This window comes from Asaia siamensis (assembly GCF_014635085.1).
Classification (GTDB): domain Bacteria; phylum Pseudomonadota; class Alphaproteobacteria; order Acetobacterales; family Acetobacteraceae; genus Asaia; species Asaia siamensis.
This window is the reverse complement of the sequence record NZ_BMCH01000001.1, coordinates 770,137-792,393: the sequence shown is the minus strand read 5'-3', so window position 1 is coordinate 792,393 and position 22,257 is coordinate 770,137. Positions and strand designations below refer to the sequence as shown.

The 22,257-nt window shown below is 61.1% G+C and carries 16 protein-coding genes; 13 read left to right on the top strand and 3 right to left on the bottom strand.

The window, feature by feature from the left end; translation table 11 throughout:
* Position 1 precedes the first annotated feature (1 nt).
* A complete protein-coding gene (locus IEV53_RS03385; protein ID WP_188425320.1) occupies positions 2 to 4,225 on the bottom strand; it encodes a translocation/assembly module TamB domain-containing protein in 4,224 nt (1,407 codons plus the stop codon).
* The gene (locus IEV53_RS03380) at positions 4,225 to 6,240 is read right to left on the bottom strand and encodes an autotransporter assembly complex protein TamA (RefSeq protein ID WP_371869824.1); all 2,016 of its coding nucleotides are present in this window, start codon (positions 6,238 to 6,240) and stop codon (positions 4,225 to 4,227) included. Before IEV53_RS03380 ends, IEV53_RS03385 begins: the two co-directional genes overlap by 1 nt.
* A gap of 322 nt (positions 6,241 to 6,562) precedes the next feature.
* On the opposite strand from IEV53_RS03380, the gene IEV53_RS03375 reads away from it, so the two are divergent.
* The 11 genes from IEV53_RS03375 (at position 6,563) to IEV53_RS03325 (ending at position 20,123) form a co-directional block, all read left to right on the top strand.
* Positions 6,563 to 7,507 carry a lysophospholipid acyltransferase family protein gene (locus IEV53_RS03375; protein ID WP_188425319.1) on the top strand — a complete coding sequence of 315 codons (945 nt, stop codon included), beginning with the start codon at positions 6,563 to 6,565 and terminating at the stop codon, positions 7,505 to 7,507.
* Between the two features lie 259 nt (positions 7,508 to 7,766).
* Complete coding sequence (miaB, locus tag IEV53_RS03370) at positions 7,767 to 9,137, top strand: tRNA (N6-isopentenyl adenosine(37)-C2)-methylthiotransferase MiaB (protein ID WP_188425435.1); 1,371 nt, start codon at positions 7,767 to 7,769, stop codon at positions 9,135 to 9,137.
* A gap of 77 nt (positions 9,138 to 9,214) precedes the next feature.
* Entirely contained in the window at positions 9,215 to 10,303 is a 1,089-nt protein-coding gene (locus IEV53_RS03365) for a PhoH family protein (protein ID WP_188425434.1), read from the top strand.
* Positions 10,287 to 10,814, top strand: a complete 528-nt coding sequence (gene ybeY / locus IEV53_RS03360) for an rRNA maturation RNase YbeY (RefSeq protein WP_188425318.1) — start codon at positions 10,287 to 10,289, stop codon at positions 10,812 to 10,814. Before IEV53_RS03365 ends, ybeY begins: the two co-directional genes overlap by 17 nt.
* A complete protein-coding gene (locus IEV53_RS03355; protein WP_188425317.1) occupies positions 10,811 to 11,731 on the top strand; it encodes a hemolysin family protein in 921 nt (306 codons plus the stop codon). The genes ybeY and IEV53_RS03355 overlap by 4 nt, the downstream gene beginning before the upstream one ends.
* Before the next feature lie 138 nt (positions 11,732 to 11,869).
* A complete protein-coding gene (locus IEV53_RS03350; RefSeq protein ID WP_188425316.1) occupies positions 11,870 to 12,487 on the top strand; it encodes a thioredoxin domain-containing protein in 618 nt (205 codons plus the stop codon).
* A 128-nt stretch (positions 12,488 to 12,615) separates the two neighbouring features.
* The gene (locus IEV53_RS03345; protein ID WP_188425315.1) at positions 12,616 to 17,130 is read left to right on the top strand and encodes an AAA family ATPase; all 4,515 of its coding nucleotides are present in this window, start codon (positions 12,616 to 12,618) and stop codon (positions 17,128 to 17,130) included.
* 93 nt (positions 17,131 to 17,223) lie between these two features.
* Positions 17,224 to 17,940 (top strand): metallophosphoesterase, encoded by a 717-nt coding sequence (locus tag IEV53_RS03340; RefSeq protein WP_371869823.1) that lies wholly within the window; start codon positions 17,224 to 17,226, stop codon positions 17,938 to 17,940.
* Positions 17,933 to 18,235 (top strand): chorismate mutase, encoded by a 303-nt coding sequence (locus IEV53_RS03335; protein WP_188425314.1) that lies wholly within the window; start codon positions 17,933 to 17,935, stop codon positions 18,233 to 18,235. Before IEV53_RS03340 ends, IEV53_RS03335 begins: the two co-directional genes overlap by 8 nt.
* Before the next feature lie 15 nt (positions 18,236 to 18,250).
* A complete protein-coding gene (locus IEV53_RS03330; protein WP_188425313.1) occupies positions 18,251 to 18,766 on the top strand; it encodes a SixA phosphatase family protein in 516 nt (171 codons plus the stop codon).
* Positions 18,767 to 18,806: 40 nt separating this feature from the next.
* Positions 18,807 to 20,123 (top strand): citrate synthase, encoded by a 1,317-nt coding sequence (locus IEV53_RS03325; RefSeq protein ID WP_188425312.1) that lies wholly within the window; start codon positions 18,807 to 18,809, stop codon positions 20,121 to 20,123.
* 110 nt (positions 20,124 to 20,233) lie between these two features.
* Here IEV53_RS03325 and IEV53_RS03320 read toward each other — a convergent pair whose 3' ends face one another.
* The gene (locus tag IEV53_RS03320; protein WP_188425311.1) at positions 20,234 to 20,470 is read right to left on the bottom strand and encodes a hypothetical protein; all 237 of its coding nucleotides are present in this window, start codon (positions 20,468 to 20,470) and stop codon (positions 20,234 to 20,236) included.
* A gap of 178 nt (positions 20,471 to 20,648) precedes the next feature.
* Here IEV53_RS03320 and IEV53_RS03315 point away from each other — a divergent pair, with 178 nt between their 5' ends.
* Both IEV53_RS03315 and IEV53_RS03310 read left to right on the top strand, forming a co-directional pair.
* The gene (locus IEV53_RS03315; protein ID WP_188425310.1) at positions 20,649 to 21,401 is read left to right on the top strand and encodes an orotate phosphoribosyltransferase; all 753 of its coding nucleotides are present in this window, start codon (positions 20,649 to 20,651) and stop codon (positions 21,399 to 21,401) included.
* A gap of 1 nt (position 21,402) precedes the next feature.
* Positions 21,403 to 22,230, top strand: a complete 828-nt coding sequence (locus tag IEV53_RS03310; protein WP_229719513.1) for a glutamate racemase — start codon at positions 21,403 to 21,405, stop codon at positions 22,228 to 22,230.
* The last annotated feature ends 27 nt before the right edge of the window (positions 22,231 to 22,257 follow it).

The following is a 22,257-nucleotide window of genomic DNA, read 5'->3' as shown; positions in this document are numbered from 1 at the left end:
CCTAGTAATCGAAGCCGTAGCTGAGGCCGACACTCGACCCCGGATCGTTTTCCGGCGTGGTGAACCCGGTCACCTGCCCGCCCGTGCCAACGGTCGTATTGAGCTTGAGGCGCTTGGTGAGATCGACCTGCACCTGAGCCTGTGTACCCGATCCGCCTGTTGCCTGTTTGGCGCCAACATAGACGCCCTTCATCACGTATTTGCCAGCTTCAAGGCTCGCGCCGCCATTATTGACGCCGCTCCCGCCGCCGACAGCAAGGCGATCGAGCCCGAGCAGACCGCGCACCTTGTTGAGAGGATCGAAGCTCGACCCACCCGTAATCTGGGCAACAGCCGCAGCGAGGCTCGCAAGCTGTGTCGGTGAGAGTGACGCGGTCGAGCTGCCAAAAAGCAGCATGGACAGAACCTGATCGCGCGGTAGCGACGGCTGCGATGTGAAATCGATCTTCGGAGAACTGGCATAGCCCCCCACAACGAGGCTTGCGAGTGTGCCCTGCACGTTGCGGTCTGCGCGGAAATCGAGCGACGGATCGAGCTTGTGATCCACCCCAGATCCGTCAAAGGCAACACGCCCCTTTGTGAAGTTGAGATTCACCCCGGCGAGGTTGAAGAAGCCGCGCTTGAGATCGAAACCGCCCGAAATATCCGGAGCTGTGCTGAGCCCACCAATATGCAGCTTGCCGGACATTTCAGCATCCAGACCGTGGCCGCGCACGAAGAATTCGCCGGGCGAGAGCACCCCGATATCGAGCCCGATCACGAGCGCACTGGTGCTGCTCTCCCGTTTCTGGCCCGGTCTGATGACGGTCAGTTGTGGCACCGAAGCCGGCATGGAGCTCGGAATATTGACCACGACCGACGGCAGACGGATCGTGCCATCGACATCAAGACGCGTGGACAACTGGCCATGCGCGCGCAAATCGGTATCGATCACCGCGGTCAGCAGATCGCTCGTAATCGGCTGTGCCTTGCGGGCAACGATCCTGATGTCCAGCGGCAGGCCGGGACGCAGAAACCCGACCGAACCATTCAGCCCGATCACGCCCTTGCCCGCATGGGCCTGCACATTCTGCAGGGTCAGACTGTCATCATTGGCGAGAATGACGCCATTGATATCGGTCAGCCTCACCCCTTGGCCGTAATGCGCGAAATTGATCGCCTCAAGCGTGACGCGTCCGGTCGCCTTGGGCGCCGTTGCCACGCCGTTCAGAGCCAGATCGATAGCTGTCTTGCCTCTCAATGCCATTCCCTGAGCACCGAGAACCGCATTGGCGACCGAGAGATCGAGCGCACCATTGACGTGCAGCCCAAGCGATCCAGTCGCAGAAAGCGGAACAGCGCCATTGGCACGCAGGGTAATCTTGCTTCCTGCGTCGGCCTGCGCGGTCAATTGTGCTGACTGCCCCGCCAGAAGCGCATTGGCCTGAAGCGAGAGCGGCGGCAGTGACTCACCTGGTCCGTTCCGTAGCTTGAATCCATGCAGATTGACCGCAACCGATCCAGTCGGTCGCGCAATCTCTCCCGTCAGATCGGCCTGAGCGGAAAGCACACCACTGGCATCGAAACCCGAAACGAATGGCCGTGCCAGCGCGGGTGTCACCTGCGCCACACGCAGATGCAGGTTGAGCCTGGGCTTGATTGTTCCGGCCAGGTCGAGCGTTGCAGGAGACACACCCTGAGGAGCCACTGCGAGTTGCAGTCGATCGACGCCCGTTACCTCGCCGAAATCGATCTTGCTCGCACCGGACAGACGTATGGTCTCGCCCTTGACGAGAGCACTGAAGCGATTGAGCCGGACGCTTTTGCCACTCAGATCGAGCAACAGCGCCGTGTCGATCGAGGCCGGGGCCGCCATGACATTCTGGAAAGCCCCGTTGAGCGAGAGAGACAACGCATCAAGCGGTCCCTGAGCGGCAAGCTTTGCGGCACCCTTGATGTTCTGAGCGTCTATGCCGCTCAGCACGAGCCTGAGATTGAGATCTGGCTTGTCGAGCGGATTATTGACCGTGCCTGACAGATCGAGTGCCCCGAGACGGGCCTCCGGCGTGCTGACGCCGCCCTTGACCGACAGGCTGACAACAGGGGGGACGGTCTCTGACGCCTCGCTCGTATGCACGTCCAGCACAAGTTTCCCGCCAAGGCGATGCCCTGCAAGAGCACTGAAATCGTTCAGGTTACCTGCCGTAATCGCCATGGTGCCCAGAGGCACCTTGGCAGAGGGCGGCAAGACGAGATGGGCCTTTCCGGTCAGGCTTGCCCAGTCGAGGGCATTCAGAACAAGCTCGGCCGAACTATCGGCGTGACGCGCAAAACTCGCGTCGAGCGCGAGCTTGCGCCCGTCGAGCTTTCCATCGGCGCGCAACGACCCTTCAGGCGTCGCAGGCAGGTGCAGCAGGTTCAGATCGAGAGTGAGCGGCCCGGCAGGCACCTCACTCGCGCCGATCTCTCCCTTGATCTGCGTCTTTGCCGCGAGATCCTGAAAGGGCCCCTCGGCATGAGCCGACAAGTCGAGATGACCGTGCAGCTGAGGGGCGGCAGCCTTGAGATCAGGCAGCGCCAGAACGAGGTCGCTTTCAAGAGATGGCGTTTTTCCCAGCGAGACAGAGGCCTCGTCATGCAGATGCAAGGCCCGGCCGTCTATGGTCAAATCGCCGATGCGCACGACACGCCCATCTTCGCGTTCGGGAGATGCCGTGACATCGAGCGCAATCGTGGCATCGTCACCGATAAGGGAAACCGCCTGCTTCAGCCCGCCGGTTATCGACAGGCGATCGCGCAGCGTAAGGCGCGTGTCTCCCTTGGGTCGATAGGTGAAATCGGCATGCGTGACGTTGTGGCCTGAAAGCGCGATCTTGCCGATGGCCGCCAGTGGTCTGAGATCGGGCAGCACCAGGTCGAGCGCGCCACTTATTTCCGGCTTCAACCGTGCTGAGGCGCCGAGCTGGAACAATTCATGCGTGACGCTGAGCGTGACAGGCTGCCCCTCGGCATTTGGCTGTGCCTTGATCCGGGCTTCTACCGGGCTCGACGCCAGAAGCGCACTTGGTACACCCGGCACGCGCACCCCATCGGCGCGCAAGGTAAGCAGCAGATTATCGGCGCGGGCGCCCTTGCCCTCATCCCCCGAGAACCGGGCAGAGAGATGGGTCACCCCGGCGCCCGCGGCCGCAAGGGAGTCGAGATCAAGAGCCCCACTCCCTGAGGGGGCAAGCAGATCGCCATGGAGTTCCGCAGAAAGCGAAAACCCGTTCCAGGCGACACCTGCGAGCGGCGACATGGCGGGCGTCGAGGCCTTGAGGCCCAGATTGCCCTGATGCTGCAGCAGATTGAGCGTGCCCTGCGCGTGTGCCTTGACCTCGCCCGCCTGCATATCGAGCAGGAGATGGTTGGCACGCAGCGGCCCCGACAGATCAAGCGACAAGGACAGCGGATCGAACGTTTCCATGCCTGCAAACTGCGTCACGAGCCCCTGCGCGCCGTCGTGAGCGGTCAGATGCAGGTTGATGGCGTCGCGTGGTGTCGCGAGGGTGACGGCGATTGTGGCGGGGCGATCGAGACGAGTGATCGTAAGACCCAGATCGGCCTTGGGCAGATGTCCCAGTGTCAGGCCATCGAGGATCGGCGCCAGATCGGCCAGAACGAGATGCCCCTGTGCCGAGGCACTGAGCGGAAACCCGACGAGGGATTTGCCCAGATCGATACGGGCAACATCCAGTTTCTTCAGGTTGATCCCGAGATGCAGACTTGACGGTGTGCTCGGCGTGGCAGGGGGCGTTGGTACAGCTGGATCGCTGACAGGCAGACGCTCAAAGCGCAGGGCCTGTGCCTGAAGCAGGGACGCCTTGACCGATTTATGCAAAAGCGCGAGCGGCGACCAGTTCAGGCGCAACTCGTCAATGGCCAGATACGGCCCGATATGATCATGAATGGTGAGCCGACGCAGATGCAGCCGATAGGGAAACGCCCCATCCAGCCCCTGCATCTGCACCATGCCCCCTGTCAGGCTCGCCGTCTCTCGTTCGATGAAACGCTGGCCGTATGGGATATTGGCGAAAACCAGAATACCAGCCAGCGCCAGCGTCACGAGCGCCAGTGGTAGCCCGACAATCAGGGCCACACACCACAAGGCGACACGCTTCCAGCGCGCAAGGCGGGGTTTGGGGTCAGGCGCGGGCGTCTGCGGCAGGTCGCGTCGGGACGGATCGGTTACGGGGCGCGCGTTCATCAGAAAGTCTCCCCGAGACCGATATAGAGCTCCCATTTATCGCCATGGGGCGGCCTGTTGGCAGGAAGGGCGACATCGAGACGCACCGGCCCGATAGGGGTGTAATAACGCACACCCGCGCCATAACCGACGCGCAGCTTGCCCTGGAATGGCCGACTGCCGACACCCACCTGACCGGCATCGACGAATGCTGCGGCCCCAAAGCTTTTCAGGATACGCTGACGGAATTCCACCGATCCGGCATCGAGCGAGGTACCGCCAATGCCATATTTGCCGTTCTGCGGCCCCACGCCCTGATATCGGAAACCACGGACCGTCGCGGGGCCACCGGCGTAAAGTCTCTGATCGGGTGGTATCTGATAGGTCGACGCCCCCTGCACCGAGCCAACAAGCCCGCGCACCGCAATGACGGAGCGCCCCGGCGCACTCAACCCGATATGGTGCAGATCGAAATAGGTCGAAGCACTGGCGCTCATGATAGTGAAGAAGGCACTGCCGTTTTCGAGCGATTCCGAAGGGGTGATGTTCACGGTGGCCCGCATGCCATGCGTCGCCGGATCGATCGGGTTCGACAATTCCGTGCTGTCATAAACAGCCCCAAGAGGGGCCTGCACGATCAGATAATCGGTCGAAACGCCGAATTGCTTGATGTTTTCCTGCTCGGCCAGAAGACTGCCATTGATGCTCCAGCGCTTGTTGAGCCGCCTGATCAATCCGCCACGCACCAGAATGGCCGTCTGGTGATAGGAATAGAGTAACTGCCTGATACCCTCGACGCGCAGACTCAGATTCTGGTCACGCCGCAGAAAATCCGGCTTCAGAAAATCAGCATAGACATCGTAACCAAGCCCCTGCTGGGCAGACCCACCCAGCCCGGTAACGAGCGCCGTCAGCTTTAGCTGCTCCGCCCCACCAAGCAGATTGCGATGGGTCCAGCTCGCACCGACGCGGCCGCCAAGATCGGTCGAATAGCCGATCTGTCCGGAAACGGTGTGACGCTTGCCCTCGGCAAGCGCGAAACGCAGCGGCATGGCCTGCGTCACACCCGGCGTTGCCTGCCCGCGCGCCAGGGCCACAAGCGGCGGCGCATCATGCACCCCGACGGATGAGAAGATCCCTACACTGGCAAGATCCTGACGGGCGTCCTCGATCTTGCTCGGCTGATAGAGCTGCCCTTCGTGGATGAGCAGGCGACGACGCAGAAATTTCTCACGCGTGCGTTCCAGCCCCGTGAAGCTGATCGGCCCTATATCGACAACTGGTCCGACACCCACAGAGAACTCGAGATCGAGCGTCTGGGTCGCAGGTCGCAGATAGGCAACTGGCGTCGAGACATTGGCCTGGGCATGGCCCTCTTCCAGCAAGGCGTGAAGCAGGCCGGACTGCGCCGCCAGCACATCGGCTGCGATCGCCTTCTGTCCTGTCTGCAGGCCAAAGGCCTTGCGCGCTGCGTCGTCCAGCACAACCGGGTGCAGTGGCTGCGTCGCCTTTGCCGCACCGGTTTTTCCGTTGAACGGGGTTGATGTCGTGCCCGACTTGTCCGGCGCAGTTTCGTTTGACTGGCCGCTCAGCGGACCGGCAACCAGCGTGACCTTGCCAATATGGAATTGTGGCCCTGTGACTGTCTTGATGGTGATCCGAAGCTTCTTGCTGCCAGCAGGCGTATTTTCCAGCGCAGCCAGCCGGTCAGGCAGGGCGGGATCGCGACCGTCGATATCTCGCCCGTCAGGCAGGCGCACGGTGATAATGACCTTGCCAGCATAGAAGCCACGACTTTCGAGGGCCGTCTGGACACGATCGTAATCGCCCCTTATCCGCCCGGCGAGAGCATAGGGATCGACCGCCTTCGTCTTCTGCAATGACGCCAGGGTGGAGGAGGCCTGAACCATCGGATCGAGATCCGGATCGGACGATGGCAGGATCTCTACCTGATAGGCCTCGTCCTTCTCGGCTGCCTTGTGGGCGGCCTTGCCATCCTGGCTGGGCGCGGCACAGGCCCTGGAAAAAGCCGGCAGTGTACTCGCGAGACACAAGGCAAGAGCGGCATGGGTCAGAAGAACCGCCTTCAACCGCGGCTCCTTCCATGCAGAAAGAGAGAAACGGTAAGGCGAAACACGGCTAAACGACAGCAAAGGCACTCCTGCTGTTTGATCGGTCCTTGCGAGTGATGGCTGAAAAGCGTGTCGAGATCATGTCATGGCTGCGTCATCAAGAAAAGGCAGGGGAAGGCTCTTTTGCCTGTATTAACCGCGCATGGCAGAGTTTCGTTCAATCTTAATCAAATCATCGCTGTATCGCGGTTGTCCGAAAGAATGATTTCGCGTTAGGTATGGCCCAATGACTGACGCGATTACGCGCCGCCGTCCCGCGAGTGACGCTTCCGGCCCCGAACCCTGGACCGCCCCGCTTGAGCCTGCTCTGGGGAACCGCTTTCTTTGTCGGCTGCGCGCGATCAGGCGCATGAGCCTCTCCATTCTGTGGACGATCGTCGCAAGCGTGCCGCAACGCGCCCTGCTACGACGCAAAAGTGCGAGCAAGATCGTGTTCGCTCGTTTTTACTGGGCAACGATCTGCCGCATCCTTGGCCTGCGTGTTCGCGTGGTCGGTGAGGCAGCCGGAACGATACGCGACAGTCTCGCTGTCAGAAACGGCGAGCGACCGATCATTTTCGTCGCTAATCACTCCTCATGGCTCGATATCGCGGTTGCGGGCGGCATCCTTCCCACTGTTTTCGTTGCAAAACAGCAGATTGCCGACTGGCCGGTCATCGGCACGCTGGCGCGTCTCGGCAGGACGATCTTTGTCAGCCGCCAGCGCAACAATACAGGGCGCGAACTTCAGGCGATGACTGATCGCCTGAATAACGGCGATAATCTGATCCTCTTTCCGGAAGGCACCTCGACGGATGGCACGCATGTGCTGCCCTTCATGTCGTCCTTCTTCGCCATCGCCAAGCCGAGCCGTGTCGACCCTACCCTTCCGACGCCCCCTTCGGTGCTGATCCAGCCGGTCTCCATCGTCTATGATCGTCTCGATGGCCTGCCTATCGGGCGGGCGCGTCGCACTGCCCTGGCGTGGTACGGTGACATGGAACTGGCACCGCATATCTGGTCGGTCACGCAATGGCGCTCGCTCGGTGCAACAGTCATTCTTCATCCGCCGGTCGATCCAGCAGATTACCCGAGCCGCAAGGAGCTTTCTTCTGCGGTGCAGGAGATCGTGGCACTCGGCGTGGCCCAACTGCACCACAACCCCGACCAGCCCGAGGCGATCGAGCTCTGAGCGGCACGCGCACCTTGCACCGCTCGGACGCAGGGTCGCATACGGCACAAATATTACCCATGCATTTAACGTGTCTTTCGGCTACAACGCATGGCAGAACATCCATAAAAGGGCATATGGGACAAACAGACAGGAAGAGGCCTGACTTTCAGGCATTTTCCCTGGACATCCCACCCACAGAGCATCGCCAGCAGGCAAGAGGTAAGGACACGTGACCGTCGAGGCTTCCAACGACAGCAGGATTCCAGTGCAGAACGACATGAACGCCAATACGCGCGGGCTGCATGTCATCACCTGGGGCTGTCAGATGAATGTCTATGACAGCGCACGCATGACCGATGTTCTGGCGCCACTCGGCTATCGCGCTGTCACGACGCCCGAACAGGCCGAGATGGTTATTCTCAACACCTGTCATATCCGCGAGCGCGCCGCCGAGAAGGTGTTCTCGGAGCTGGGTCGTCTGCGGAAGATCAGCGAAGAACGCGAGGCCTCCGGTCTGAGCCGGTCGATCATCGCAGTGGCAGGCTGCGTGGCTCAGGCAGAAGGCGAAGAGATTCTCGCCCGCGCCCCCTATGTCGATATCGTTCTCGGTCCGCAGACCTATCATCGCCTGCCCGAGATGGTGGCGCGTGCAGCGCGTGCCGGTGGCGCTGTGATCGATACCGATTTCCCTGTCGAGATGAAGTTCGACTTCCTGCCACAGGAAGCCGCTCCGCAGGTCGAGGGAAACCTGACAGCGTTCCTCACGATTCAGGAAGGCTGCGACAAGTTCTGCTCCTTCTGCGTCGTGCCTTACACACGCGGCGCTGAAACCAGCCGTTCGCTGCCCTCGGTCATCGCCGAGGCACGCCGCATGGTGGAAAGCGGCGTGCGCGAGATCACCCTGCTCGGCCAGAACGTCAATGCCTATCACGGCGATGACGGACAAGGCGGTACAGCCGATCTGCCTCAGCTCGCCGAAGCGCTCGCGGCCCTCCCCGGGCTCAAGCGCATCCGCTACATGACATCGCACCCGCGCGACATGGACCAGACGCTGATCGACGCCCATCGCGACAATCCTGCGCTGATGCCTTTTCTGCATCTGCCGGTTCAGTCAGGCTCGGATCGCATTCTCAAGGCCATGAATCGCGGCCATACGGGTGACGAGTATCGCGCCCTGATCGCCCGCCTGCGCGAAGCCTGCCCGGACCTCGCCCTTTCTTCCGATTTCATTGTCGGTCATCCGGGCGAGACGGATGAGGATTTCGAGGCGACCATGCAGCTCGTGCGCGATACCGGTTTCGCACAGGCGTTCTCGTTCAAATACTCGCCCCGCCCCGGAACCCCGGCAGCAGGTCAGCCCTTCCAGATCGATGAGGCGGTGAAAGACGCACGCCTGCAGCGACTGCAGGCGCTGCTGCGCGAGCAGCAGGACGCGTTCAACGCCGATATGGTTGGTCGTACCCTGCCGGTTCTCTTTACCGGACGTGGCCGCAAACCCGGCCAGATCTCCGGGCGTTCACCCTATCTGCAACCGGTCCATGTCGATGGTCCCGATGATCTCATCGGTCAGACAGTGCCGGTTGTGATAACCCAGCGTCTTACCAATTCGCTGGCTGGTACACTCTTACGGGAGAGAGTCTGCGCTTGAGCCACCCCACGGCACCCCAGTCGCATCCCGGACACGGGACCAATGACCGTAACTCCAGGCGGCAGCTTCCGCCTGATATCCCCCCTCAGGAACAGGGCCATCGCACCTCAGCGCTGCGCTTTGGCGATAATATCCTTCTCCAGCAATTGCTGGGCGATCATGACCGCCATCTGATCCGCCTCGAACAGGGTTTCGATGTGCGCCTGACCTGCCGTGGCAACAAGATTGCCATCACGGGTGAAGCCGCCTCTGTAGCCCGCGCGCAGGCAGCCATCACGGCGCTGTACAATCAGCTGGAACATGGCGGCAAGATCGATGGCCCTGTCGTCGATAGTGTCATCCGCCTCTCTGCCCTGCCCCGCCCGTCGCGACAGCCTGAACCGCGCGCGGCTCAGCCCCGTCCGGCCGAGCCAGGCAGAAGGGATACGGATAATCACGTACCGTTCCAGGACCTGCCTGCCATACGCACAAAGCGCGGGGCGATTGCACCACGCTCACGCGGGCAGGCTGCCTATATGGAAATGCTGGCCAAGACGGAGCTGACTTTCGGCATCGGCCCAGCCGGAACGGGCAAGACCTATCTGGCCGTTGCGCAGGGTGTTGCCATGCTTCAGGCTGGCCAGGTGGATCGTATTATCCTCTCACGCCCTGCGGTCGAGGCAGGCGAACGCCTGGGCTTTCTGCCCGGCGATCTGCGTGAGAAAATCGACCCCTATCTGCGCCCGCTCTACGATGCGCTGAATGACATGCTGCCTGGCGATCAGGTTGCTAGGCGTATGGCCAATGGCGAAATCGAGGTAGCACCGCTTGCCTTCATGCGCGGCCGTACGCTGGCGCATGCCTTCGTCATTCTCGACGAGGCCCAGAACACCACACCGGCCCAGATGAAAATGTTCCTGACCCGCATGGGACAAGGTGCCCGCATGGTTATTACGGGCGATCTCAGCCAGATCGATCTGCCTTCGGGCGTCGCATCAGGCCTGCGTGAAGCCGTCGAGACCCTTGAAGGCCTGCCGGGAATTGGTATTACGCGTTTCGAGTCTGCTGATGTCGTCCGTCACCCGCTGGTGGCCCGCATCGTGGACGCTTATGATCAACGAGTGGCTGCGGCACGGGATTATTCCCGAGGCAGGTCGCGCCGGGAATACAATGGAACCTCGAAGTAGTCTTACCCCATCCGCCGAAGAGACGTCCTCTACAAACAGGGCGTCTCTTCGCAATCGCCTCGACCTGATCGTGACGGATCGTCGCTGGCGCGCTGCCGTGCCCGGTCTCGAACAGCGTGTCATGCGCTGCATCGAGGCAAGCCGCCCCTGGCTCGACCGGGATCGCGTGCCGGCTTTTCTTCTGGCCGACGATCGCGCGGTCAAGGAACTGAACGCCAGTTTCAGAGACAAGAACAAACCGACCAATGTTCTCACCTTTGAAGAGAATGGCGCGTTCGGCGATGGCGATATCGCCCTTGCCTATGAGACGCTTCATCGTGAGGCCAAGGCGGGCAACAAGCGGTTTTCGCATCATTTTGCCCATCTGGTCGTGCATGGGCTGCTTCACCTTGCCGGTCATGACCATCACCGCCCCGACGAGGCACGGCTGATGGAAATGACCGAAGCGCGCATTCTCTCGCGCCTCGGCATTCCGAACCCCTGGCGGCTGGGCGGGAGGCGCGTCGCATGAGCGAGAGCGACGAGCATCAACAGCGACGCAACAAGGGGCTGTTCGGAATCTTCAACCGCAAGGGACGCGAGCAGGGCCTGAGGCTCTCCATCGCGGCCCTGGTGGAAGAAGCAGCAACACCCCACCCCGAGGCCGGAACACGCCCTGAACTTGATCGTCAGGAACGCGCGCTGATCACCAATGTGCTGCATCTGCGGGAAAAAACCGCCGATGACGTCATGGTGCCGCGCGCCGATATCGTGTCGATGTCAGCTGATATCACCCTGGATGAGGCACTCGATTTCATGCGCCGCGAAAACCACTCGCGCGTGCCGGTCTATCGCGAGCATCTCGACAACGTCATCGGGATGATCCACGTCAAGGATCTGATCGCCTATATCGGTACGTCGGAAGCCTTCGATATCGAGCCTCTTCTGAGGCAGCCGCTCATGGTTGCCCCCCAGATACCGGTGCTGGATCTGCTGCTTCAGATGCGCCAGCGTCGCACCCATCTGGCGCTCGTGATCGATGAATATGGCGGTGTCGACGGTCTGGTGACGATCGAGGACCTGGTCGAGACCATCGTCGGCGATATCTCCGATGAGCATGACGAGCCGGTTTCAGCCATGATTTCCGAAAGGGCTGATGGCTCCTTCGATCTCGACGCCCGTCTGCCGGTCGATGAGCTTGAAGGCTTCATGGGGCCTGTGCTGACAGAAGCGGAGCGCGAAGCAGAAATCGAGACTGTGGGCGGGCTTGTGTTCCGTCTGGCCGGGCATGTTCCGATCAGGGGCGAGGTCTTTACCCATGAAAGCGGTCTCGTCTTTCGTGTAACCGATGCCGATGCGCGCCATATCCGCGCGCTGCGCATGAGGGTCCCGTCCGACTGGGTTCGCAGCGATGGGAAGCAACCAGACCGCGACGCGGAAGCGCGCTGACGCAGCGCCCGACCGCGCGCCTTTCTGTGTGACGACGAAATCAGGTGCCGGAACCCTGTGCGTGAGGGTTCCGGCACTTGACGCAGGCGCCTCTTCCGGTCTTCAAAACTTTGACATCATTCAACGGGAGTGTTTTCCATGTCCGTCTACAGGCGCAGTTTCCTGGCAGCGATCCCTGCCCTCGCCCTCATGTCGAAAGCCCGCGCTGAAGACGCTCATACCAACGATATTCGCCTGACGCCGCGCACCCTGGGCAATCCCAAGGCACCGGTCACGGTCAATGAGTGGTTCTCGCTGACCTGCACCCATTGCGCCCATTTCGAGATGACCGTATTTCAGGAAGTGAAGGCGAAGCTCATTGATACCGGTAAGGTGTTCTACGTCTATCACGACTTCCCGCTCGACCAGATCGCGCTTCTCGGCGCCATGGTGGCGCGCTCGCTTCCCGTCGAGCGCTATGTGCCCTTCGTCAATTCGATGCTGTCGACGCAGGATCGCTGGGCTTTCGCCCGCGACGTCGATCCGAAAAAGCAGATCCAGCAGATGGCGGCCCTGGCGGGTGTTTCGGCCGATCAGTTCAAAAAGATCGATGCTGACGACGCGCTTCGTCAGGCACTCGTGGCGCAGCAGGATGCCGATCAGGCCAAATACAATATCGGCGGCACGCCTTTCTTCATGTTCAACGACAAGCCGTATAATCAGGAACTCCTGACCTTCGATGCTTTCGAGGCAGAAGTCAGGAAGGCTGGCGGCTAAGGCCGCATTCGGTTACATGCGCGGGCGGTACGGGCAGCACTCAGCCCGCGCCGCCATCGCATTGCGCTCCTGACGGCCTTTCACTGCCGCAGGGAAGAACGCCCAGAAGAGGACCCCGCTTTTCGCGTATGTCAGCCAAGATCACGCGCCTGCGGATAGCGGGTTTCAAGAGTTTCGCCGATCCTGCCACGATTGATATTCTCCCCGGGCTGACTGGCATTGTCGGCCCCAATGGCTGCGGCAAGTCCAATGTCGTCGAGGCCCTTCGCTGGGCCATGGGGGAAAGCTCGGCACGCGCTCTGCGCGGTGGCGAGCTCGACGATCTGATTTTCGCAGGCACAAGTGCACGTTCGGCACGGTCTCTTGCCGAAGTAACCCTCTGGCTCGAAGAGGCAACCGGCCTCGCTCCCGCTCCCTTCGCTGAAGCCGACGGGCTGGAGATATGCCGACGCGCCGAACGGGGTTCGGGGAGCGATTTCCGCCTTAACGGTCGCGCCCTGCGCGCACGCGATATCACGACACTTTTTGCCGATCTGTCCTCAGGCGCCCGAAGCTCTTCGATCGTCAGCCAGAACCGCGTCAGCGCGCTGATCAGCGCCAAGCCCGAAGAGCGCCGCTCGCTTCTGGAAGAGGCCGCGGGCATTACCGGCCTGCACGCCAGACGCCACGATGCCGAACTCAAGCTTCGTCAGGCTGAAAGCAATATGGAGCGATCGGAAGATCTGCGTCAGCAGATCGAGAGTCGCCTTGAGCAGCTCGAAGCCCAATCGACTCATGCACGCGCCTATCGAAATCTCTCTGAGGCGATACGCAATGACGAAAAGGCCCTGTCCTGGGTAACGTACAGACGCGCCGAGCTTCTGGTGGAACGCACCACCGCCCTGTTGCAGGCAGCCGAAAAAGAGCGCGATGAGTCGGCTGCCGCAGCGAGCATGGCCGAACAGGAGCGCACTGGTCAGAAAACGCGCATCCTTGAACTGCGAGAGCAGGTCGAAACCCTGCGTGAAGCACGGGACAGGCTGCGCGTGGCTGCTGAAACCACGCGTGAGGCTTTGGCTCAGGCCCTCAATACAGCAGAGCAAAACGCACAGCGTCAGGCCCAGCTGCAAGCCGACCAGCAGATCGCCCAATCGCGCCTTGAGGAGGCACAGGCAAGGCATGCCGGGCTGACGGAGGCCATGACAGAACTCGAAACCCTTATGACAGGGTTTCCAGACAGGCTCGCGGAGCTGATGCAAACCGCGCAGGAAAGCGCCGCCGCGCTGGTCGCATCAGAAAAAACGCGTCAGGCCTTTTCGGAACGTCTCATCAGCGAGCGTATGGCAGCGCAGAGCCTGCAGGCAGAGCACGAGACAACTGCAAAACGGATCGCAGCCCTCAGCGAGGAAGAGCATCAGCTGGCGAAGGCGCTGGATGAGGTGAAATCCAGGCTCCCTGATGATGCCAGTCTTTCTGCTCTTCAGACGGCACTCGATGAAAAACGGCGCCAGCGCAGCGCTCTGGAAGAAGAAACAGCCAGACTGACCCGTGCCCAGCAGGATGCGCGTCTGGCGCTTTCACAGTCTGAGCAGGAAGCCGATCAGGCCGCCCGTGACGCCGGGCATGCGCGCGAGACCCTCTCACGCCTTCAGACAAGGATGCAGGCGCTGGAGGCGCAGTGCACCCGGCATGAAGCCGAACTCGAATCCCTGACCCAAGCCTGCCTCAGCGAGGCGGAGCTTCTCGAACTCGAGACAACGGCTGCCCGGTTACTCACTGCGCGCGACAAGGCACGCCAGGAGGCCGAGCAGGCCCGGGCGACGGTGAGCCAGCATCAGCAGGCCCTCTCACATGCCGAGGCCGAGGCGCAGGGCGTTGCCCGGCAGCGGAGCCTGCTCCAGCGTGAATACGAACAGGCGAGTGAAGCGCAGGCCCGCCATGAGAGCCAGATAGAAACGCTCTCTGCCCAGCGTTGCGAACTCGACGCGCAGATGCCTGCTGCCAAAGCGCTCGAAGCCGCCAAAACGGCCCATGCGCAGGCACAAGCTGCCGTCTCGACCCTGACGGCACAGAGTGAGACCCTTTCTGCCGAACGCAATCTGAGCCGTCAGCAGCACGAGATGCAGGAAAAAGCGCGACGGGAAACGGCCGCCAGCGTTCTCGCCCTGCGCGCGCGTCGTGAAGCCCTGGCGGCGACACATCAGGCAGAGGCCCTGCCTTCGCCGCTGATCGACTCGCTCATTATTCCGCCGGGCCTGGAGCGTGCGATCGCCTCTGCGCTCGACGCGACACTCGATGCCTCGCTCGACGAAAACCAGAACCGCGCCTGGGCACAGCTTTCGCCCTTGGCGGCGCAGCCTCTCCCGCTGCCTGCGCAGAGTCTGCTGTCCCTGGTTGATTGTCCACCCGCCCTTCAGCGCTGCTTTGCGTCGATCGGGCTGGTCGATTCTGCCGAGGCCGGCGCTGCGCTCCACCAGAGTCTGTCGCCCGGCCAATGCCTCGTCAGCAAGGAGGGGGCCCTCTGGCGGTGGGACGGCTATCGTGAGGCCGCCAATCTGCCATCGAATGCCCTGAACCGCGTCGAGCATCTCAACGCGATCCGCGCGCTCGAAGCTGAGATTGAGCAGAAAGAGCGCGCACTCGCTCCGCTGACAGAGCTTGTGACGACACTCGAGCAGAAAGAGCGTTCTCAGACCGAGCAACTGGCCGAGTTGCGCGAAACCCTGCATCTGCAGGAAGCCGCACTCACGGCAAAACGCCATGATGAGACCATTCTTCTCACTCAGCGCGACCGCATCAGCAGCCAGCTCGATCGTCTCGACCAGACACGTGAAGAAGCCGCTATCCAGCGCGACGAGATGGCCAGACGCGTTGATGCTGCGAGAGAAGCGCTTGGGTCTCTCGCAGCGGAAAGCACGCTCAGGACGCAGATCGACAGCCTGCGCGAGACGCTCGCCAATACACGCCAGATAGCTGATCGCGCACTGAATGACGCCAGGCGTCTCGAATCGGACCATGGTGCCGCGCAGGAAAAGGCCACCCGCCTGAGACTGCAGGAAGAGTCCAACGCAACCAGATCGCGCACCCTGACGGCTGTACTGGCTCAGGCACGGCAGGATCTCGCCGAGATCGTCTCGCAAAAAACGCAGATCGCGCAGACAGATCACGACGCGGCGCTGACCCGATGCGCCGAAGCACGAGACAGACAACGTACGGTTCTGAAGGATTTCGACACACAGCTCAACGCATCCAGACAGACGCTTGAAACGCTCGGCAGGGAAATCGGCGCGACGGGAAGGGATCTGCAGACAAGACGCGACCTGAAGCTCAGCCTGACCAGTCGCCTCTCGGCGCTGCTGCCCCAGCATGATTCCGTGAAAAACGCCCGGGCTCAGGCAAAAGCACAGCAACGCGACCTCGCGCCCGTGCCTGACCTGACCCCCCTGGAGCAGGATTTCCAGAATGCACAGGCTCAGGAAGCGACCCATCGCGAAGAAAGCGCTCGCCATCAGGAAGCACTCCGCGAGGCAGAAGCCGCCCATGACCGCGCAAAACAGGAAAAAACGCAGCTCTCCGTCCGACTGAGTGAAAACAACACGCAAAGCCTGGCCCTGCAGGACGATCTGACCCGGCTTCAAGCCCGCGTCGCGCTCGGTGAGACGGAATGTTTGCGGAGCGATGCCGAGAAGACCCGCCTCGAGGCCGCATCGCAGGAGAGCATAGGCGCCCTTGAAACCGCCGAAGAGGCTTTCGACGGTGCTGCGGCTTCACTCGCCGATATCGAGGCCGCCCTTGAGACGCTGGCAGAAACGCGCAGGGACGCCGAGCAACGCTGCGCCTCTGCCAGAGAGAACGCCATCCGCCTGCAGGAACGCCTGACCCAGGCCTGTGGCCAGCTCGAGAAGCTCACGGAAAGTCGGGAGACCGCCCCACCAGAGGATTTCGACCTGCCTCTGACGGAGCAGAGCGAGACCACTCTCAAGCGACGCCTCAGCCGGGCCCTGAAGGAACGGGAAGCCCTCGGACCTGTCAATCTGCTGGCTGATGAGGAATATAACGAGGCCCGCAACCAGTCGGATCACCTGATGCGCGAGCATGAGGAACTGGGCTCGGCCATCGGCCGTCTGCGTGGCTCGATCAACATGCTGAAAAAAGAGGGGCGCGAGCGACTTCAGGCAGTGTTTGTCGAGGTCGACCGGCACTTCCAGTCCCTGTTCAGCCGCATGTTCAATGGTGGCAAGGCCCATCTTGGACTGGTCGGCAGCGATGACCCTCTTGAGGCGGGGCTGGAAATCTTTGCTCAACCGCCCGGCAAGAAACTGTCGACCCTCTCGCTTCTGTCCGGCGGAGAGCAGGCATTGACGGCGCTGTCGCTCATTTTCGCAACGTTCCGCTGCCAGCCTGCCCCGCTCTGCATTCTCGACGAGGTCGATGCTCCGCTCGACGATGCGAATGTCGAGCGGCTCTGCGGGCTGCTTAAGGATATGGCTGAAGAAGCAGATACGCGTTTTCTGATCGTGACCCATCACCAGCTCACCATGGCCCATATGGACAGGCTTTTCGGCGTCACGATGCAGGAGCGCGGGGTCAGTCAGGTCCTGTCCGTCGATCTCAGCCTTGCAACCTCCTTCGCTGAAACGGGTTCTCTGGCTGTGGTGTCGTGATCGAATGCGGTTATAACCATGTCTTTATTGTGTTTTCCTGCCGATACCGCCCATAATGGTCGATTGACGCCCTAGCCCAGAAAGGCCGATCCGATTTCCTTTTCGCCCCCTCATCTTCCCGATCTGTCGAAGCTGAGCGCCGGTCGCGGTCTGCGCGTGGTGGGCGATGTGCATGGCGATCTCACCGCTTTCGAACATGCGGTTGCAACCGATCGATTCATTATCCAGCTCGGCGATCTGGTGGATCACGGGCCTGACAGTGCCGGAACGTTGCGGCTCATGCTCGATCTGATCGATGACGGGCGCGGCCTGTTCATTCTGGGCAATCATGACCGCAAGCTGGGGCGCGCGCTCGAAGGCAGAAGGCTGAGACGCGACCCGCCTCTCGAGGAGACGCTGCGCCAGCTTTCGGGCCCGGTCCAGGCCGGTCTGCGCGAGCGTGCCTATGAGGCGATAGCCGAGGCCCCGGCATGGATCGTCCAGGGCAACATGATTTTCGTCCATGGCGGGTTTCACACCGATATGATGTTCGAAGCCCCGCCCCCGGCGCTCGGTGCCATGACCCCCCTGCTGTCACGCGCACTTTTTGGTGAAACCACAGGCCGTATGCAGCCTGACGGTTATCCCGAGCGCCGATTGCGCTGGATCGATCATATTCCTGCCGATCATATCGTCTATTGCGGTCATGACCGGCGCTCGACCGATGGCCGCCCCTGGATACGCGATGGACGCAACGGTGGTCGCGCCATCTTCACCGACCTTGGCGCCGGAAAAGGCGGCCATCTTGCCTGGATTGATCTGGATGTCTGAACAAGAAACACGCGCGCTCCTCGAACAGCATCGTCAGAGCATCGACAATATCGATGCGGCGCTGATCCATATGCTGGCAGAGCGCTTTCGCCAGACGCAGGCGGTAGGCGAACTCAAGGCCCGCTCGGGCCTGCCCGCTGCCGACCCTGCCCGCGAGGCACGTCAGATCGAGAGACTGCGCCAGCTTGCCTCTTCGGCCAGGCTCGATCCTGACTTCGCGGAAAAGTTTCTTGCCTTCATCATACGGGAAGTGATCCGACATCATGACTCAATTGCCGGGCGCAGCCCGCGCTGAACCGGAGAGCGTGACATGACGGCGCATCATCTCATCCTCGTCAGACATGCGCAGGCCACGCACGACCTGTTCGGCGTTCAGGACCGTGACCGCCCCCTGACGGAGCGGGGCGCACAGGACGCAGAAAGCCTGGGCGAAAAGCTTGCAGCCATCGGGATCGATTTCTCAGGCGCCCATCTGTGGCACAGCACGGCCAGACGTACGACACAGACTGCCCAGGCCATTGCCGGGCGCCTGCCGTCATCCTGCGTCGTGCATGGTCTCGATGCGCTTTACGATCTCGATCTCTACGGTATTCTCGAACTGATTCGCGAAACACCCGACGCGGTCAAAACGCTGATCATCGTGGGGCACAACCCGGCAATTGCCGAGACCTGTCGTCATCTGGCAAGCGATGCGATTGACGGGCCAATCGCCCGGGAATTGATGAAAGGGTACGAGCCCGGCACCACGGCCCTGTTTACAGTCATCTCCGACTGGGCCGGTCTTTCACCCAATACGGCGACACTCGGCACCGTACTTCACCCATAAGTTGATTGCCTCTTCCTGGCTAAATTCCTAAGGCACGTCCATGGCTGATCACGACACAAACGGATCCACTCCCGAAACGGCGACCCTCAGCATAGGCGAGCGCTCTGCCGTATTTCCGATCCTCAAGGGCAACCTTGGCCCTGATGTGATCGATATCCGCAAACTCACTGCCGATACGCAGATGTTTTCCTTCGATCCCGGCTATGGTGAAACGGCGTCCTGCCGCAGCGCCATCACCTTTATCGATGGTGACGAAGGCGTGCTGCTGCATCGCGGCTATCCGATCGAGCAGCTGGCGACCGAAGCGAGCTTTACCGAGACGGCTTATCTGCTGGTCTATGGCGAGCTGCCCACTCGTGAGGATTACGAACGCTTCCAGCAGGATCTGAAAGAACAGGCTCTGCTTCATGAGCAGATTCGCAATTTCTTCAATGGCTTCCGTCGCGACGCCCATCCCATGGCTATTCTCTGTGGCACCGTCGCAGCGCTCTCGGCCTTCTATCCCGATGCCGTCGACATCTCGCACGAGGCCTCGCGTGATCTCTCCACGCGTCGTTTGATCGCGAAAGTGCCCACCATCGCGGCATGGGCCTATAAATATACGGTTGGTGAGCCTTTCGTTTATCCTGACAATAATCTCAGCTTTTCAGAAAATTTCCTGAAGATGCTGTTTGCCAAGCCGAACGCTGAATACAAGGTCAACCCGGTTCTGGCGCGTGCCATTGATCGCATTCTCATCCTGCATGCCGATCATGAGCAGAATGCCTCGACCTCGACCGTGCGCCTTGTCGGCTCGACAGGCTCGAACCCGTTTGCCTGCATCGCAGCCGGTATCGCAGCGCTCTGGGGCCCCGCCCATGGCGGCGCGAATGAAGCCGTTCTCGGCATGCTGGCGCAGATCGGCACGCGTGAGAACATCCCGTCCTTCATCGCCCAGGTAAAGGACCGCGAGAGCGGTGTGCGCCTGATGGGCTTTGGCCATCGCGTCTACAAGAATTTCGACCCGCGCGCGAAAATCATGGAGCAGACCTATCACGAGGTCGTGGCCGAGCTTGGCCTCAAGCATGACCCGATGTTCGATCTGGCCGCAGAACTCGAAAAAATCGCCGTCAACGATCCCTATTTCGTGCAGCGTCGGCTCTATCCGAATGTCGATTTCTATTCAGGTCTGATCCTGAAGGCGATGGGCATCCCGACTTCGATGTTCACCGTACTCTTTGCTGTGGCGCGCACGGTAGGCTGGGTCAGCCAGTGGCGCGAGATGATCGAGGAACCCGGCCAGCGTATCGGCCGCCCTCGCCAGCTTTATGTGGGTGAAGCCCGTCGCGACTATATTCCGCAATGCCGACGCAGCTGAGCGGCGTCACGCCCTGATACGAAAAAAGCCGGAGATTTCTCTCCGGCTTTTTCTTTGCCTGGGCCAGAAAGCCCGGGCATCATGTCTTCGGTGAAAAACCAGACCGAAGGCTAGCAGTTACATCCGGGTGTGGCGCCCTTGTCCTGACGGACGATATGGTGGTCGATCCATTCCGAAACCAGACGACGTGCTTCGTTCAGCGAGGCTTCGGGATGGTGAATGCGATAAAGGGTCGTGCATGCGGTAAAAGCCTGAATATCAGGCTGGCCCACATCCCGCAGCTCTTCATACGCTGTGATAACAGCGCGTTCGCACTTTCGGGAAATGCGGTTGAGGTCAACAGTCACGCAAACTGATCCTAGTTGAGAATTATTATCAATTAGCGCATTGTAAATCTTTTCCGATGGTAAATGCAAGCATCGCCTATCGAACGAAAGCGCGAGGATTTTCTCTTCTTATTTCTCTTACTTTTCTCGTTAAGGACGGATAATCCTGCACGCCAGTAAGATCATGGAGTAATAACAGATGGCTCTCAGCAACGAGATCAACGGTGGCGCAGTCCGTCAGACACAATGGGACCGGGACGCTGCGCTCACGACGGCGCGTATCCTGCTTGAAATCAAGGCCATCAATTTCCGCCCTGAAGAGCCCTACACCCTGACCTCGGGCTGGAAGTCGCCTGTCTATATCGACTGCCGCAAGATCATTTTCTTTCCCCGCGCCCGCGCCAAGATCGTCGAACTGGCTGTCGAGAAGATCGGTCGTCATATCGGCTATGAGAGCATCGACTGCGTGGTCGGCGGTGAGACAGCCGGCATTCCGTTTGCCGCCTGGATTGCAGACCGCATGATGGCCCCCATGGCCTATGTGCGCAAAAAGCCCAAGGGCTTTGGCCGTAACGCCCAGATCGAGGGCGATGTGCCGGAATCAATGCGCACCCTTCTGGTCGAGGATCTGACGACCGATGGGGCCTCCAAGGTCCGCTTCGCCAATGCCCTGCGTTCAGCAGGGGCGATCATCGATCACACCTTTGTCGTCTTCTTCTATGGTGTGTTCCCCGGCGCCCAGAAGACCCTTGCCGACATGAATGTCTCGCTGCATTCGCTCTGCACCTGGTGGGATGTGCTCGAGGCCTGCTCGGGCGCGAACTACTTCTCCGAAAGCGACATCCATGAGGTCCGTCGCTTCCTTGAAGATCCCTGTGGCTGGTCGAAGGCCCATGGTGGTGTGGGCGGTGCTGAAGAAGCCGCGGCCCTCAAGGCCAAGGCGGAAGGCTGATTTGTCTCTCCCTCCGGGACGTGTGCTTGCCTTTGACTCGGGCATTGGGGGGCTCGCCGTTGTGCAGGCCCTGCGCACGACCCTGCCGGAAGACACGCGCATCGACTATCTCGCCGATAACGCGCTGTTTCCCTATGGCGAGCAGGAAGATTCCCTGCTGGTCAGGCGTCTTCTCTCCCTCATGGAGGAGCGCATTGCCCATCTGCGCCCCGATGTCGTGCTTATTGCGTGCAATACAGCCAGCACGATCGCGCTGGATGCGCTCAGAGCCCGGTTTGACGTGCCGTTCGTTGGCTGCGTACCACCGGTGCGCTGGGCGGCCCGAGTCAGCCAGAGCCGTGTCTTCGGGCTTCTGGCGACGCGAGGCACGGCGAGACGCCCGTATCTTCGCAGCCTGAGAGACAGCTACGCGGCTGATTGCGAAATGATCGTGCATGGCGCCCGCACTCTGGCAGATCTGGCAGAGCAGGCCTTTCTCGGCCGGCCTGTCGACGATGCTCTGGTTGCCGGAGAATTACGCCATCTGTTCGAGGCCCCTCAGGGGCAGAAAATCGACACGATTGGCCTCGGCTGCACGCATTACACGTTTCTGACCGATGCCTTCCTGCGTCTCTGCCCGCCGGATATCAACTGGCTCGATCCTGCCCTGCCTGTCGCCCAGCAGGTCAACCGGGTGCTCGAAATGCGTCGTGAGCAACCCGGACGCAGGGACCTGCCTGAAAGCCTTACGCTGACCGGGCCAGCCGCCGATAGTGCGGCGCTGAAACAGGCGATTGCCCGGCTGGGCTATCACGACATCACTTTGCTGGAAGGCGCGCTCACGCCCTGAGAGCCGCCTCCTGACAGGCGGCGGAAA

Bases quoted from the DNA above. Each gene is read 5' to 3' on its own strand.
- IEV53_RS03385 (WP_188425320.1), bottom strand. From the start codon at position 4,225: ATGAACGCGCGCCCCGTAACCGATCCGTCCCGACGCGACCTGCCGCAG.
- IEV53_RS03375 (WP_188425319.1), top strand. From the start codon at position 6,563: ATGACTGACGCGATTACGCGCCGCCGTCCCGCGAGTGACGCTTCCGGC.
- miaB (WP_188425435.1), top strand. From the start codon at position 7,767: ATGAACGCCAATACGCGCGGGCTGCATGTCATCACCTGGGGCTGTCAG.
- ybeY (WP_188425318.1), top strand. From the start codon at position 10,287: ATGGAACCTCGAAGTAGTCTTACCCCATCCGCCGAAGAGACGTCCTCT.
- IEV53_RS03355 (WP_188425317.1), top strand. From the start codon at position 10,811: ATGAGCGAGAGCGACGAGCATCAACAGCGACGCAACAAGGGGCTGTTC.
- IEV53_RS03350 (WP_188425316.1), top strand. From the start codon at position 11,870: ATGTCCGTCTACAGGCGCAGTTTCCTGGCAGCGATCCCTGCCCTCGCC.
- IEV53_RS03345 (WP_188425315.1), top strand. From the start codon at position 12,616: ATGTCAGCCAAGATCACGCGCCTGCGGATAGCGGGTTTCAAGAGTTTC.
- IEV53_RS03335 (WP_188425314.1), top strand. From the start codon at position 17,933: ATGTCTGAACAAGAAACACGCGCGCTCCTCGAACAGCATCGTCAGAGC.
- IEV53_RS03330 (WP_188425313.1), top strand. From the start codon at position 18,251: ATGACGGCGCATCATCTCATCCTCGTCAGACATGCGCAGGCCACGCAC.
- IEV53_RS03325 (WP_188425312.1), top strand. From the start codon at position 18,807: ATGGCTGATCACGACACAAACGGATCCACTCCCGAAACGGCGACCCTC.
- IEV53_RS03315 (WP_188425310.1), top strand. From the start codon at position 20,649: ATGGCTCTCAGCAACGAGATCAACGGTGGCGCAGTCCGTCAGACACAA.